General features: G+C 72.6%; 12 protein-coding genes. 7 read left to right on the plus strand and 5 right to left on the minus strand.

Features of this window, described 5'->3' with window-relative positions; all coding sequences use genetic code 11:
* Positions 1 to 122: 122 nt before the first annotated feature.
* The 3 genes from ACIO9J_RS05155 (at position 123) to ACIO9J_RS05165 (ending at position 2,779) form a co-directional block, all read left to right on the plus strand.
* The gene (locus ACIO9J_RS05155; protein WP_401992690.1) at positions 123 to 1,430 is read left to right on the plus strand and encodes a ricin-type beta-trefoil lectin domain protein; all 1,308 of its coding nucleotides are present in this window, start codon (positions 123 to 125) and stop codon (positions 1,428 to 1,430) included.
* Between the two features lie 156 nt (positions 1,431 to 1,586).
* Positions 1,587 to 2,069: an Lrp/AsnC family transcriptional regulator gene (locus ACIO9J_RS05160; RefSeq protein WP_401992693.1), complete on the plus strand. Its 483-nt coding sequence runs from the start codon at positions 1,587 to 1,589 to the stop codon at positions 2,067 to 2,069.
* A gap of 26 nt (positions 2,070 to 2,095) precedes the next feature.
* Positions 2,096 to 2,779: an HAD family hydrolase gene (locus tag ACIO9J_RS05165; RefSeq protein WP_401992696.1), complete on the plus strand. Its 684-nt coding sequence runs from the start codon at positions 2,096 to 2,098 to the stop codon at positions 2,777 to 2,779.
* Positions 2,780 to 2,899: 120 nt separating this feature from the next.
* Here the strand turns inward: ACIO9J_RS05165 and aspA are convergent, their stop codons facing one another.
* Together aspA and ACIO9J_RS05175 are read right to left on the minus strand one after the other, a co-directional pair.
* Entirely contained in the window at positions 2,900 to 4,312 is a 1,413-nt protein-coding gene (gene aspA, locus ACIO9J_RS05170) for an aspartate ammonia-lyase (protein ID WP_401992699.1), read from the minus strand.
* A 68-nt stretch (positions 4,313 to 4,380) separates the two neighbouring features.
* Positions 4,381 to 5,421 carry an asparaginase gene (locus ACIO9J_RS05175; protein ID WP_401992702.1) on the minus strand — a complete coding sequence of 347 codons (1,041 nt, stop codon included), beginning with the start codon at positions 5,419 to 5,421 and terminating at the stop codon, positions 4,381 to 4,383.
* Between the two features lie 158 nt (positions 5,422 to 5,579).
* Between ACIO9J_RS05175 and ACIO9J_RS05180 the strand changes: the two genes are divergently transcribed.
* On the plus strand, positions 5,580 to 6,035 hold the full coding sequence (locus ACIO9J_RS05180) for an Lrp/AsnC family transcriptional regulator (RefSeq protein WP_401992705.1): 456 nt from the start codon (positions 5,580 to 5,582) through the stop codon (positions 6,033 to 6,035).
* 144 nt (positions 6,036 to 6,179) lie between these two features.
* Entirely contained in the window at positions 6,180 to 7,241 is a 1,062-nt protein-coding gene (locus ACIO9J_RS05185; protein ID WP_401993079.1) for a chitinase, read from the plus strand.
* A 59-nt stretch (positions 7,242 to 7,300) separates the two neighbouring features.
* On the opposite strand, the gene ACIO9J_RS05190 is transcribed toward ACIO9J_RS05185, so the two are convergent.
* On the minus strand, positions 7,301 to 8,875 hold the full coding sequence (locus ACIO9J_RS05190) for an SDR family oxidoreductase (RefSeq protein ID WP_401992707.1): 1,575 nt from the start codon (positions 8,873 to 8,875) through the stop codon (positions 7,301 to 7,303).
* Positions 8,876 to 9,162: 287 nt separating this feature from the next.
* Here ACIO9J_RS05190 and ACIO9J_RS05195 point away from each other — a divergent pair, with 287 nt between their 5' ends.
* Both ACIO9J_RS05195 and ACIO9J_RS05200 read left to right on the plus strand, forming a co-directional pair.
* A complete protein-coding gene (locus ACIO9J_RS05195; RefSeq protein ID WP_401992710.1) occupies positions 9,163 to 11,226 on the plus strand; it encodes a hypothetical protein in 2,064 nt (687 codons plus the stop codon).
* 354 nt (positions 11,227 to 11,580) lie between these two features.
* The gene (locus tag ACIO9J_RS05200) at positions 11,581 to 11,862 is read left to right on the plus strand and encodes a hypothetical protein (RefSeq protein ID WP_401992713.1); all 282 of its coding nucleotides are present in this window, start codon (positions 11,581 to 11,583) and stop codon (positions 11,860 to 11,862) included.
* Here the strand turns inward: ACIO9J_RS05200 and ACIO9J_RS05205 are convergent.
* Positions 11,852 to 12,877, minus strand: coding sequence for a lysophospholipid acyltransferase family protein (locus ACIO9J_RS05205; RefSeq protein ID WP_401992716.1), 1,026 nt, complete (start codon positions 12,875 to 12,877; stop codon positions 11,852 to 11,854). The genes ACIO9J_RS05200 and ACIO9J_RS05205 overlap by 11 nt on opposite strands.
* Positions 12,874 to 13,626 carry a GNAT family N-acetyltransferase gene (locus ACIO9J_RS05210; RefSeq protein WP_401992719.1) on the minus strand — a complete coding sequence of 251 codons (753 nt, stop codon included), beginning with the start codon at positions 13,624 to 13,626 and terminating at the stop codon, positions 12,874 to 12,876. The genes ACIO9J_RS05205 and ACIO9J_RS05210 overlap by 4 nt, the downstream gene beginning before the upstream one ends.
* Positions 13,627 to 13,763 lie beyond the last annotated feature (137 nt).

Here is a 13,763-nt window from a genome sequence, read left to right on the forward strand (position 1 = left end):
ACAACGACAGTTCCAACTGGCAACATCCGCCCCGCACTTCACGCCTATCATCTGTTCGACCCCGGGCCCCCAGTGGTGGCCCGGGGTCGGCACGTGTTTCACAGCGAGAGGACAACGGGGATTTGAGTTCCACACGTAAGCGCGGCACCCGCAAACGCCGGATAGCCATGGCCGCCGTGGGCGCCGCGGCGGCCGTCGTGGCGGGTCTGCAGCTGTCGCCCAGCGCGTTCGGCACCGACGACAAGGAGCCGCGGGACGCACACCAGGCGGCCGGGCCCGCGGCACGCCAGACGGAGACGGCCGACTTCGGCGTCTCCGGTACGGACGGGACGGCGTTCGAGGACGGGGTGATGTCCCTGAAGCCCGTCCCGGCCCGGCGTTCGGCCGCCGCGGCGGCCGCCCCGCACGGCGACGGCTGGAAGTCGGGAGGCGCGTCCAAGTACCTCGCCACCGGCTACACCATCAAGTTCTACGACAAGAAGGCCGCGGACTGGCTCGGCCCGTACGTGAAGCGGTCCGCGGCCGAACTCCAGCGCGTCACGAGCCTGCCGGTCACCGTCGACACGAATCCGGTCGGCTGGGACTACGAGAGGCCCAAGGGCGAGATCGTCGTCGGCCTGCTGCACCACCCGTGCGTGCCGCCCGCCGACGGCGGCTCCACCGGCTGGAAGGTCGTCCGCGACGGCTCCGGCACCAAGAACCTGAGCTGCGGCTTCTACTCCTCGTCCGTCGCCGACACGGTGACCAGCGGGCACGCGTACATCGACGACGAGTTCCTCGCCTCGGCGGGCAAGGCGAACCCCGCCTGGGGCGATCCGTACGTGCGCAACCACATCAGCCACGAGCTCGGGCACACGATGGGCCTCACGCACGCCAACCGCAGCGCGGCGCGCGGGGACTGCGTCAAGGGCACCGACTCCGGCCAGAACCCGGTGATGTGCACGCCGACCATGGCCTACCAGGACAAGCGTGCGGGCACCTACGTCCAGCAGTACGACGTACAGGGCCTGCGCTACCTGGCCCGTGGCGGCGGTGTGCGGCTGACCCCGCAGGGCAAGGTGACCGGCATCGGCGCCAAGTGCCTCGACACCAAGGGCGGCAAGGCGGCCAACGGCACGCAGATCCAGCTCTACACGTGCAACAGCGGCCCCGGGCAGTCCTGGATCCTGGGCAAGGACGGCACGTTCCGGGCCCTCGGCAAGTGCCTGGACAACTACCGCAACGCGAGCACCAACGGCAACAAGATCAGCCTCTACGACTGCAACGGCGATCCGTCGCAGCGCTGGTCGGTGAACGCGAAGGGCCAGATCGTGCACGTCGCGTCCGGCAAGGTCCTCGACGTGACGGGCGGTTCCACCGCCAACAGCACGAAGGTCCAGCTGTACACGGCGAACACGAACAAGCGGCAGGTCTGGGTGACCCCCAAGTAGTCACTCACGAGCAGTGACTCACTCGGTCACCGCGGGGCCGGACGGGCGAAGTGCCCGGCCGGTCCCGCTGTGCGTTCCCCACCCCCACCGAGGTGCTGGTGACAGCGGCTAAAGTCACCCACGATCAACCCCGCCCACCTGGGAGAACCTCCGACCATGGCCGTCGACGAACTGGACACCCGCATCCTGCGGCTGCTCCTCGAACAGCCCCGCACCAGCCTGCGCGAGTACGCGCGGCTGCTCGGCATCGCCCGCGGCACCCTCCAGGCCAGGCTCGACCGCCTGGAGCGGGACGGCGTGATCACCGGCACCGGCCCGTTCCTCTCCCCCGCCGCGCTCGGGCACCCGGTCATCGCCTTCGTGCACATCGAGGTCACCCAGGGGCACCTGGACGAGGTGGGCGACGCGCTCGCCGCCGTGCCCGAGATCATCGAGGCGTACTCGATCACGGGCGACGGCGACCTGCTGACCCGCGTCGCCGCCCGGGACAACGGCCATCTGGAGGACGTGATCCAGCAGCTGATCCAGCTGCCCGGCGTGGTGCGCACCCGGACCGAGATGGCGCTGCGCGAGCGCGTGCCGCACCGGCTCCTGCCGCTCGTCGAATCCATCGGCAAAGCCGTCGCACCCCGTCCCTGATCTGCCGGTTTGGCATGCTTGAGACCATGAGCACCTCCAGCGGCACCTCGGTCATCTTCGATCTCGACGGCACCCTCGTGGACAGCGAGCCCAATTACTACGAAGCGTCACGGGCCCTGCTCGCCGAGTTCACCGGACGCACGTACACCTGGGCCGACAACGAGCAGTACGTCGGCATCAGCTCGCACGAGACGCTGGCGCTCTGGAAGGAGCAGTACGGCATCGAGGCGCCGGTGGCCGAGCTGCTCGCCGACCTCGACCGCCGCTACCTGGCGCTGGCCCGCGTCGGCACCCCCGTCTACCCGGAGATGCGCAAGCTCGTGGAGCGGCTGCACGACGCGGGCGTGCCGATGGCGGTGGCGTCCGGGTCCTCGCGCGCGGCCATCGAGGCCATCTTGTCCGGCACGGGCCTGGACGCCCAACTGACGACGCTCGTCTCCGCCGAGGAGGTGCCGCGCGGCAAGCCCGCGCCCGACGTGTTCCTCGCCGCGGCCGAGCTGCTCGGCGCGGCCCCGGCCGACTGCGTGGTCTTCGAGGACGCGGCACCGGGCGCGGCGGCCGCGCGGGCGGCGGGCATGCGGTGCGTCGCGATCCCCTACGTCACCGCCCACGCGGACGACCCGGCGTTCGCCGACGCGACACTCCTCTTCCGCGGCGGCCACCCCGACTTCACGGCCGAGGCAGCACTGGAGACACTGGGGCTTCACTAAGAGAGGGGCCGGGCCCCGTTAGGGGCGCGGGGAACTGCGCGCCCAGCCCCCACCGCCCCGCGGAGGAAAACCACCCCCACCCACCCGGCCCCCACGGTTCAGGCCGCACCCGCGATCCGCTCAGGCCGCGCCGGCGATCCGCTCAGGAGTGAGCAACTCGGCAAGCCGCTCGGGCGGCAACAGCCCCTTCTCCAGGACGAGTTCGGCCACGCCCCGCCCCGAGCGCAGCGCCTCCCGCGCGATCTCCGTCGCCGCCGTGTACCCGATGTGCGGATTGAGCGCGGTGACGAGCCCGATGGACGTCTCCACGGAGGCCCGCAGCACCTCGGTGTTGGCGGTGATCCCCGAGACGCACCGCTCGGCCAGGGTCAGACAGGCCGCGCGCAGCGACGTGATGCTCTTGGCGAGCGAGTGCAGGATGATCGGCTCGAAGGCGTTGAGCTGGAGCTGTCCGGCCTCGGCGGCCATCGTGATGGTCACGTCGTTGCCGATCACCTCGAAGGCGACCTGGTTGACGACCTCGGGGATGACCGGGTTGACCTTGCCGGGCATGATGCTCGATCCCGCCTGCACCGGCGGCAGGTTGATCTCGTTGAGTCCGGCGCGCGGCCCCGACGAGAGCAGCCGCAGGTCGTTGCAGCTCTTGGAGAGCTTGACCGCGATGCGCTTGAGGACACCGGAGAGGTGGACGAACGCGCCGCAGTCCTGGGTGGCCTCCACCAGGTTCGCGGCGGTCACCAGCGGCAGCCCGGTGATCCCTGCGAGGTGCCTGCGGGCGGTCTCCGCGTAGCCGGCGGGGGCGTTGAGGCCGGTGCCGATGGCGGTGGCGCCGAGGTTGATCTCGTGGATCAGCTCCACCGCCTCGGCGAGCCTGCTGCGGTCCTCGTCCAGCATCACGGCGTACGCGGAGAACTCCTGGCCCAGCGTCATGGGCACCGCGTCCTGGAGCTGCGTACGGCCCATCTTCAGGACCTCGCGGAACTCCAGGGCCTTGGCCGCGAACGCGTCCTGCACGACGGCCATGGCGCGGAGCAGTCCGTGCGCCGCGGCGACCGTCGCGATCTTGACGGCGGTCGGGTAGACGTCGTTGGTGGACTGGCTGAGGTTGACGTCCTCGTTGGGATGCAGGTGCTGGTAGTCGCCCTTGGCGTGGCCGAGGAGTTCGAGGGCGCGGTTGGCGACGACCTCGTTGGCGTTCATGTTCGTGGAGGTGCCCGCGCCGCCCTGGATGACGTCGACGACGAACTGGTCGTGCAGCTGGCCGCGCCTGATCTCCCCGCAGGCCGCGGCGATCGCGTCGGCCTTGGCCTTGGGGAGCAGGCCCAGCTCCTCGTTGGCGCGGGCCGCGGCCTCCTTGACGGCGGCGAGCGCCTCGATCAGGTGCGGGTACACCGAGATCGGGATGCCGGTGATGGGGAAGTTCTCCGTGGCGCGCAGGGAGTGGATGCCCCAGTAGGCGTCGGCGGGGACGTCACGGTCCCCGAGGAGGTCGTGTTCGCGGCGGTGGGCGCTGGTCGGCGCGGCGGCAGTCATGGCGGTCTTGGGGTCCTTCTCGTGCTACGTACGAAGAAACGTTTGTGCGCGGTGATCGCGGGCGACGCCTACGCCGCGCGCCCTTCGGCGGCGACGGAGCCCGTGGACGTACCGACCACGCGCCGCAGTTCCTTGGTGCGCGCCTCCTGGCCGCTCTCGCCGAGCAGGACGGCGAGGAGTGCCGAGCGGGCCTGGCCCGCGCGCAGGGTGCCGGTCAGGACGGCGCCTGCGGCGGAGAGGTCGACCGCCCCGCCGTGCGTGTAGATCTCGGTGACGGGACCGGCGGCGACGCGGGTGGTGAGGGCGACGAGGACGCCCCGGTCGATGGCGGCGGCGACCGCCGCGACGAACTCGGGGGTGGCGTTGCCCGCGCCCGTGGCGACCAGGACGATGCCCTGGGCGCCTGCCTCGACGGCGGCTTCGAGGAACAGCGGGTCGGCGTCCACGTGGTGCATCACCATGTCGATGCGCGGCAGGGATCCGCCGGCGACGACCGCGGGCAGCGGCAGCGGCTCGGGCCGCTCCGGGCGGTGCAGTACGGAGACCTTGCCGAAGCCGACGTTGCCGACGCGCGGCCCGGACGGGTCGGCGAAGGCGTCGGCGGCCAGGGTCTGGGTCTTCACGGTGCCGCGCGCGGCGTGCACCTTGCCGTCGAAGACGACGAGGACACCGAGGCCGCGCACGGTGGCGGCGGTGAGCAGCGCGTCGTACAGATTGCCGGGACCGTCGCCGTCCTCGGCGCCGAGGGGCTTCTGCGCCCCGGTGAAGACGACCGGGCGGGGGTCGTGGTGGTGCAGGTCGAGCAGGAAGGCGGACTCTTCCAGGGTGTCGGTGCCGTGGGTGACGACGATGCCGTCGACGCCGGGGTCGGCGAGCACCTCGTGCACCGTGTGCAGCAGGGTGAGCTGCTGTGCGGAGGTCAGGCGCGGGCTGTTCACGTTGAAGAGGTCGATGACCTCGGAGGTGATGCCGCCGGGTATCGAGGCCGTGGCGAGCACCTCGCTGCCCGGGGCGTCGGCGGCGAAGCCGGTGCCCTGCCACCGGCTGGCTATCGTCCCGCCGGTGCTGATGACGACGATCCGGCGTGCCTGCGCGTCCACGGCTGCCACGGCTTCCACCTCTGCGTACCTCCCATGAGTCCATGAATCCCGAGAATCACCGGCCCCCGTGGTGACGGTCGGGCCCCGCGCAAGGATAGTTCGAACACTGCGCAATGTGTTTGCCAAGATCGGTCGCCCGCGCAACAACAGAGGTGGATAATTGCGCCGTGGACGATATCGATCGCAGTATTTTGCGTGAGCTTCAGAACGACGGACGGCTGACCAACCAGGAGCTCGCCCAGCGGGTGGGCCTGAGCGCTTCGCCCTGTATGCGACGGGTCCGGCAGCTGGAGCAGGACGGCGTGATCCAGGGGTACCGCGCGGTCGTCGACCCGGACGCGGTGGGGCGCGGCTTCGAGGTCCTGGTCTCCATCGAGGTGCGCAGGGACCGCGAGACGGTCGAGGCGTTCGAGGAGGCGTTGCAGGACGTGCCCGACGTCATCGAGGCGTACCGCCTGTTCGGCAGCCCCGGCTGCCTGCTCCGCATCGCGGTCGCCGACCTCGCGGCGTACGAACGCCTCTGGATCGAGCGCCTCACCACGCTCGCCGGGGTCACGGAGGTCAACTCGCAGATCATCATGAAGCGCATCAAGGAGTCCCGCGGGCTGCCGGTCGACGACTGAGGCGCGGCCGGGATCCACGCCCCGGAATCCGGCACTCCTTCTCTGGTCCAGACCTATTGACGCTTGGTCTGTACCTGCCTACCGTGACGGATCGCACCACGCACGTCTCCAGGTCCCCTCTCCGCACCCGAGGAGCACAGCGTGATCGGTCGGACGTTACGCCTGCTGGGGTCCGCCCTGGCACTGGTCTGTTTCGCACACCTCCCGGCCGCCGCGGCGGCGCCCGACGCCGCCCCGAGCGCCGACACCTGCGCGGTGAAGTCGAAGCCCGCGGGCAAGGTGCTCCAGGGGTACTGGGAGAACTGGGACGGCGCGTCGAACGGCGTGCACCCGCCGTTCGGCTGGACCCCCATCACCGACAGCCGCATCAAGCAGCACGGCTACAACGTCATCAACGCCGCCTTCCCCGTCATCCGCTCCGACGGCACCGTCCTGTGGGAGGACGGCATGGACGCGACGGTGAAGGTCGCGACGCCGGCCGAGATGTGCCAGGCCAAGGCGGACGGCGCCACCATCCTGATGTCCATCGGCGGCGCGACGGCCGGCATCGACCTCAACTCCCCCGCCGTCGCCGACCGGTTCGTCGAGACGATCGTGCCGATCCTGAAGAAGTACAACTTCGACGGCATCGACATCGACATCGAGACCGGCCTCGTGGGCAGCGGCAACATCAACCAGCTGTCGGCCTCGCAGTCCAACCTCATCCGCATCATCGACGGCGTACTGGCCAAGATGCCCGCGAACTTCGGCCTGACCATGGCCCCGGAGACGGCGTACGTCACCGGCGGCAGCGTCGTGTACGGCTCCATCTGGGGCGCGTACCTGCCCGTCATCAAGAAGTACGCCGACAACGGCCGCCTGTGGTGGCTCAACATGCAGTACTACAACGGCAGCATGTACGGCTGCTCCGGCGACTCCTACTCCGCGGGCACGGTCCAGGGCTTCACCAAGCAGACCGACTGCCTCAACAAGGGCCTGGTCATCCAGGGCACCACGATCAAGGTCCCCTACGACAAACAGGTCCCCGGCCTCCCCGCCCAACCGGGCGCGGGCGGCGGCTACATGGCACCGAACCTGGTCTCCCAGGCGTGGAACACCTACGGCGGCGCACTCAAGGGCCTGATGACCTGGTCGATCAACTGGGACGGCTCGAAGGGGTGGACGTTCGGGGACAACGCCTCGCGATTGTTCCGTCCGACGGCCTAGCCTCCGGCCGCCAGGACGGCCGGGCGCCAGGATGACCGAGGTCCCGGCCGTCCTGGCGCCTACCCGTCCCCTTCCCGGCTCCCCGCCTCCGCCGCCCGCCCGATGTTGCGGGCCATCCCGCCGAACACCACGGCGTGGAAGGGCGATACGCCCCACCAGTACGCCTGACCGAGCAGGCCGCGTGGGTGGAACAGGGCCCGTTGCCGGTAGCGGGTGGCGCCCTTCTCGTCCTCCTCCACGAAGAGTTCGAGCCAGGCGAGGCCGGGGAGGCGCATCTCCGCACGCAGGCGCAGCAGTCGGCCCGGGTCGATCTCCTCCACCCGCCAGAAGTCCAACGAGTCGCCGACGCGCAGGCGTTCGGCGTCGCGGCGGCCGCGGCGCAGGCCGACGCCGCCCACCAGGCGGTCCAGCCAGCCACGCACGGCCCAGGCCAACGGCAAGGAGTACCAGCCGTGTTCGCCGCCGATGCTCTCGACCACCCGCCACAGCTGCTCGGGCGAGGCGTCGACGCGCTGTTCGCGGCAGTCCGTGTAGAGGCTGCCGCCCGCCCAGTCCGGGTCGGTCGGCAGCGGATCGCTGGGCGCGCCCGGCACCGAAGCCGATGACCAGCGCGTGGTGACCTTGGCCTCCTGGATCCGCCGCAGCGCGAGCGCCACCGCCTTGTCGAAGCCGAACGGGGTGCCGGGGGGATCGGGCACGTGGCGGGCGATGTCGTGCTCCCCGCAGACCACCTCGTGGCTCAGCGACTGCGCGAGCGGCCTGGCGATGGAGCGCGGCACCGGGGTGATCAGGCCGATCCAGTGGCTGGAGAGGCCGGGCGTCAGGATCGGCACCGGCACGATCAGGCGGCGCGGCAGGCCCGCGACGACGGCGTACCTGCGCATCATGTCGCGGTAGGTCAGGACGTCGGGGCCGCCGATGTCGAACGCGCGGTTCACGTCGTCGGGCATCCGCGCGCTGCCCACCAGATAGCGCAGGACGTCCCGTACGGCGATGGGCTGGATCCTGGTCCGCACCCAGCTCGGGGTGACCATCACGGGCAGCCGCTCGGTGAGGTAGCGCAGGATCTCGAACGAGGCGGAGCCGGAGCCGATGATGACGGCGGCCCGCAGCACGGTGGCGGGCACCTCCGAGGCCAGGAAGATCTCGCCGACCTCGGCGCGCGAGCGCAGATGCGGCGACAGGTCGCGGGCCGGAACGCCGTCCGGCGTCAGACCGCCCAGGTAGACGATGCGCCGCACACCGGCGGCACGGGCCTGCTCGGCGAAGATCCGGGCGGCCTCGCGGTCGGTCCGCTCGAAGCCGCGTCCGGTGCCGAGGGCGTGTACGAGGTAGTACGCGACGTCGATGTCCCGCAGGGCCGCGCCGACGGACTCCGCGTCGGTGACATCGCCCCGTACCGTCTCCACCCGGCCCGACCAGGGGTGGTCCCGCAGTTTGTCGGGCGAGCGCGCCAGGCAGCGGACCCGGTGGCCCGCGTCGAGCAGCTCGGGCACCAGGCGGCCGCCGATGTAGCCGGTCGCGCCCGTCACCAGGCAGCGCAGGGGCGGTGCGTCGCCTCCGCCGGCGGGAGCGTACGCGTCATCGCTGTCGCCGCGTACGTCATCGCCGTCGGTTCCGCCGTCGTCGCTCATCGGTGGTGCCTCCAGCCGTCGTGGTCGTGCGCGGCCCGTCCCGCGGGGCCGCGTCCAGCGACCGGTACCGCGAAACCGGCCCCGCGAACCAGCCCTGCGAACACCGTCTCCCCCTCGCGGCCGTTCCGCTCAGCGAGGCGCGCGGCGGGACCGGCGCGAACCCCTCGTCCACCGGCGCACGGGCGCCCGGCAAGGGGATCACTGTGACCATCCCACGATTCACTCGTTTGACCGATCAAGTGCAGTGACAGTGACACGGCGTCGCCCACCCGGAAGGCAATCGCCCCATGCCCACCCGCTCCGGAAACGAAGCTGCCGAGACCGGCCGCATAGGACTCGACCGAGCCGAGACCGCTCTGCTCGAGCACTACACCGATCTGGTCCGTCTCGCCTATCTCACCCTGCCGCCCTCGCTCTCGCGGCACCGCAGGGTCCTCGCCGCGCACGCGGCGGTGCAGCGGGCGCTGCCCGGGATACGGCCCCCGCGCCGGGGCCCGCACGTGCCGGGCCAGCGCCGCGGCGACCGCACGGACCACGCCGAGCGTGACTGGGCCCGCGCCCAGGTGCTGCGGTCGGCGCTCCGGTTCGACCGGCGTCCGAAAGGCTGGCCGGGCGCCCTGCCGCCGCCGCGCGCGCTGCTCCCCGCGCTGCCCGTCGTCTGGGGACTCCAGCTGTTCCCCCGGTCCGGCGGCGCCGACGAACTGGCCCTGGCGCAAGCCCTGTCGGGGGCTCCCGCCCCGGCCCGCGCCGCGTTCGTGCTCTGCCGGGTCGACCACCTCTCCGAGGAGAGCGTCGGGGAACTCCTCGCCGCCGCGGGCGTCGAGCGGCCCGCGGTCGCACTGCGCGGCGCCCGGCAGCTGGAGTCGTCGGCGGGCGCGCTCGCCGAAGCGCTCCTGCGGTCCAGGGAGTTCGACGCCTGCTCGGTGCAGACCCGGCCGACCGACCTGCTGCGGCGCAGACGGCGCAGGATCCTCGCCTGCACCGCCGCGGGCGCCGCCGCGATCACGCTCGCCACCGTGGCCGTGGTCGGCCCCCGGGCCTCAGGCCCTTCCTCGACGCCGACCGGCAGCACGTCGAGCAACCTCGCCACCGGAGCCCTCGACCCCGCCAAGCTCGTGCGGACGCCCCGCGACGAATGGGCCGACACCGCCCGCGTCGACTTCACCGCCTGGCCCGCGCGCGGTGACCGTACCGACGACCACGACCTCCTGGCCCGTGCCCTCGGCACCTGGGCGGGCGCCGCACCGGGAACCCGCACGGCGGCCACCTCCACGACCCCGACGCAGCCGCCGTCCAGCCCGCCGCAACTGCTGTACGCGGGGGACGTCGAGGACCGCACCGTGGTCCTCCTCGCCGACGTGGACCGCATCGCCCGCTACACGGAACCCTCCCCCGCGGCGTCGGACGACGCATCCGACGGGGACTCCACGGTCCAGGCCTCGGCCCGGAACACCACGGGATCCACGCCGACCTGGGACGTGGCCCGCACGGACGAGGCCAATGTGACGACGGCCGCCGCCGTCGCCGTCACCCGCGGCGGCGGCAAGGTCCGCTATCTCACCGCGCCGTGGATCGCCGAGGCCGAGACCCGCGACCTGGTGCACCCCGACACACCCGCCAAGCCCCTGCGGGTGCGCCCCGACGGGGTCACGGCGCCCGTCGAAGGCGCGGCCGCGAAGAGCTGCGACAGCAGGCCCGTCCTGCAACTGCGGTCCTCCTCGCGGATCGTCGAGAAGCACAGCTTCCTGCTGACCGACCTCGGCGACCTCTCGCCCGTCCACCTCACGCACACCCCGCTGCCCGGCGGCGGCACGCCACCCGCGCGCCAGCCCCGCGAGGCCACCAGCTCCACCGCCCTGCTCGCCTGGGCCCACTCGGCGTGCGCCCTGGACGGGCTGCGCGGCACGGGGGTGCGCGCGGTCAACGCGTGGGACTTCGCCCAGCAGGAGCTGCCGGAGAACGGCGGACGCGCGGTGTGGACCTGCGCGCGGGCCTCCACGTGGCGCGGACCAGGATCCGTCCAGATCCAGCTCCGTACGCCCGGCGGGCCGCAGTCGGCGCCCGCCAGAGTGGTGGCGCACGAGGGGTCCACGGCCGCCTGCGGCCGCTTCGGACAGCACGTGGTCGCCGCGGCCCACTGGAAGTCGCGGGCGGGGCGCTGGTACGCCCTGGCCGCGGGCAGCCGCGCCGTCACCGGCCTCACGCTGTCCGGCACGGTCGACGAGAAGCACGACGGCAGGACCCTCGCGGTGCGCGCCCCGCGCGACGCCCGGCTGCGGATCGAAGCGCGCCTGGACAACGGGGAGAACCTCGCCGGGCTCGGCGAGCAGGGCGGCGCCCGTGCCGAATGAACGCCGTGCGCGTAAGGACGCCGCCGCTCGCGCGAGCACGCGAGGAGGACTCCCTCACTCGCGCGAGCGCCCAGGTCGGGACCTTCGCCCCTGGTCCACCGGCCTTTCCGCTGCCTACCTTTGGGGCCATCGCGCCACGGCCGACGCACAGCCGCCGGGGAGCCGACGAAGCCGAGAAGGAGAGGAGGCGGGAACGTCATGGACCACAGTCCGAGTCCGAGTACGAGCCGCGTCACGCGCTCGCCCGCGGGTCGTCAGCGATCCGCCCTTCCCCCGTCTCCTCGCGGTACGCACTGACGTTCCTGGCCCCCGTGCCTCCACCGGTGCTGCCGCCCCGCGCTCTGGGAGGCCGTCATGGCCCTCGTGTCCGCCGGGCCGACCATCCGGCTCGTCATCCACGGAACGTCCGCCGTCTATCTGCTCGCCACGCCCGACCGGCCCACCTCGGGTCCCGGTCCCGTCTACGACGAGCGCATCCACCTCGCGTATCTGCTCGCGCTGCGCGGCCACCGCGCGGCCTGGCTCGCGGCACACCTCGACATCCCGCGCCCCGCGGCGCGGCAGATCGTGGCGTACGCCCGTCCGGCCCCCGCGCCACGGCCGCTCGCGGACCGCGCGTTCGGCGTCACCTACTGACCACCGCCCCACTGCCCTTCCCGGAGGTGACCCCATGACGTACCTCGTCTTCGCCCACAAGCCAGTCGTCCGCATCGCCCGCCGAGTGGGCGTCGTATGGCGGCGGTTGGCCGACGCGCCGCTCGGCAGCTCGGTCTGCGCCGCGCGTGCGTCCGCTCCCGTCCCGTGCGCCCGCCCGGCGCACCGCAACAGGCCGCGCGCAAGGAACCGCCGCTGACCGGGTGGCCCGCTGGGCCGCGGCGGCGAGGGCCCGCCGGTCGGTGCCGCGGAGCAGGGCGCGCGCCGTGATCCGCACCGTCAGACCGCGGGCCCCCGCCACCCGGCGCAGCGACGCGGTGAAGTCCTCGTCGCCGAGGAAGGCCGCCGCGGTGCTGGGGGCGCCGCCCTGGCGGTACTCGACGGTCACCGGCCGCACCGGCGCGCCCGCGTCGGCCGCCGCCTGGAACGCCGCGCGGCGGAACCGGCCGCCCGCAGGGGAACACCACGTCGTCGCCTGCGGGAAGACGAGGACGGAGGTGCCGCCACGCAGCAGCTCCGCCAACGAAGCGACGATGTAAGGGAGTTCGCGCGGGCTGCCCTCCCGGTCGATGAACCGGGTCCCCGCGCGCCGGGCCAGGGTGCCGATGAGCGGCCACCGGCCCACCTCGCGCTTGGCGAGCACGGTCGCCGGTTCCACGGCGAGCAGTGCGACGACGTCGAGCCAGGAGATGTGGTTCGCCACGATCAGCGTGCCCGGCCCACGACCCGTGCCGCCGCCCGTGCTTCCGTCCCTGCCGCCGCGCGCGGCGAGCGGCCCCCGGCCCGCGTCGAGCCGCACCCCGAGCGCGTCGAGGACGGCACGCGCCTCGGAGCGCAGCACGCGCGGCTCCGCGAGCCGCTCGCCGCGCGCCGCCGCCCGGGTCAGGGCGTACGTCAACGCGGCGTACCTGCGCAGCGCTTCCGGCGCGGGCACGCGCGGCTCGGGCCGTGCGGCGCAGCTCGACGGGCAGCCGGGCTCCACCGTCCACGGGTTCACCGGCCCGTCTCCCCGAGGAAGAAGCGGCGGTGGCGGTCGCTGAGCCGTTCCATGTCGAGCAGGACGAAGAAGTCCGCGACGTCGAAGTCCGGGTCGTGGGCGGGGGCGCCGCACATCCAGGCGCCGAGGCGCAGATAGCCGCGCAGGAGCGGCGGCAGATCGGCGTAGGAGGGGCTCTCGGGCGCGGCGCCGGCCGGGGTCCAGGGCCGTCGCGGGTGGACCCGGAGCTCCGGCGGCGATGCGTGCTTGGTGGTGCCGATGAGCCAGGCCGCGGACGCCGAGCGCCCGCCGTCCGCGAGCGGCACGGAGGCGCAGCCGGCCAGGTGGCGGTAGCCGGAGAGCAGGACGTAGCGGGCGAGCGCCGACCACATGAGGTTGATGACGGCGCCCGAGCGGTGGTCGGGGTGGACGCAGGACCGGCCCGCCTCGACGGTGGAGGGGCGCAGGGCGCCGAGCGCCCGCAGGTCGAACTCGTCCTCGGAGTAGGAGCGTTCGGACCGGCCGGGGGGAAACAGCCGGTAGGTGCCGACGACTTCGCCGGTCGAGGTGTCGGTGACGATCAGGTGGTCGGCGAGGTCGTCCCAGGCGTCGATCTCGTGACCGGGCAGGGGCGTGTCGAAGGTCGCGCCCATCTCCTCGCCGAAGACCTGGTGACGCAGCCGCTGGGCCGCCCTGATCTGTTCGGTGGTGTCCGCGATGGAGGTGACGTACGAGCTGGTGGCCGTCGAAACGAGCGATGTCGAGGACATGACAGTTCCGTTCTCGGTTCGTGGGGAGTCTCCGGGTGCGGACGCGAGGTCCGGCGCCGCGGCGGCGCAGCACTCTCTGCACGGTGACGGCGCCGGCTGAACTGCGCGCGTCGGCCGTACGTCCGGTGCGCGTCGGG

Source organism: Streptomyces sp. NPDC087300, assembly GCF_044744425.1.
In the GTDB taxonomy this organism is placed as follows: Bacteria; Actinomycetota; Actinomycetes; order Streptomycetales; family Streptomycetaceae; genus Streptomyces.